Source organism: Pontimicrobium sp. MEBiC01747, from assembly GCF_053601635.1.
Window position 1 is genome coordinate 1 of record NZ_JBSHNS010000552.1, and the last position, 558, is coordinate 558.

Consider the following 558-nt stretch of genomic DNA (forward strand, 5'->3'; position numbering starts at 1 on the left):
CCAGAACAAACACAAACCATCACGGTGTCCGATAATATTGCACCAACATTTACTGCACCGGCAGATATTGAGATATTTACAGATGCATCATGTAACTACGATGCTGGAGTAAACATTACAGGAGATGTTACTGATGAAAATGACAACTGTTCTGCAACACTAGACGCGACCTACACAGACACTGTAGTCGCTGGAACTTGCGAAGGATCGTTTATTATTACCAGAACATGGATATTAACAGATAGCTGTGGTAATACTGCGCCAGAACAAACGCAAACCATTACCGTTTCCGATAATATTGCACCAACATTTACTGCACCTGCAGATATTGAAATATTTACAGATGCATCATGTAACTACGATGCTGGAGTAAACATTACAGGAGATGTTACAGACGAAGCAGATAACTGTTCTACAACGCTAAACGCTACCTACACAGACACTGTAGTCGCTGGAACTTGCGAAGGATCATTCATTATTACCAGAACATGGACATTAACAGATAGCTGTGGTAACACTGCGCCAGAACAAACACAAACCATTACCGTTTCCGATAAT

Annotated in this window: 1 pseudogene; it reads left to right on the top strand. The window is 41.0% G+C overall.

The features are described 5' to 3' along the window. A pseudogene (locus tag ACVC2P_RS18250) lies at positions 1-558 on the top strand (gliding motility-associated C-terminal domain-containing protein); the annotation flags it as partial.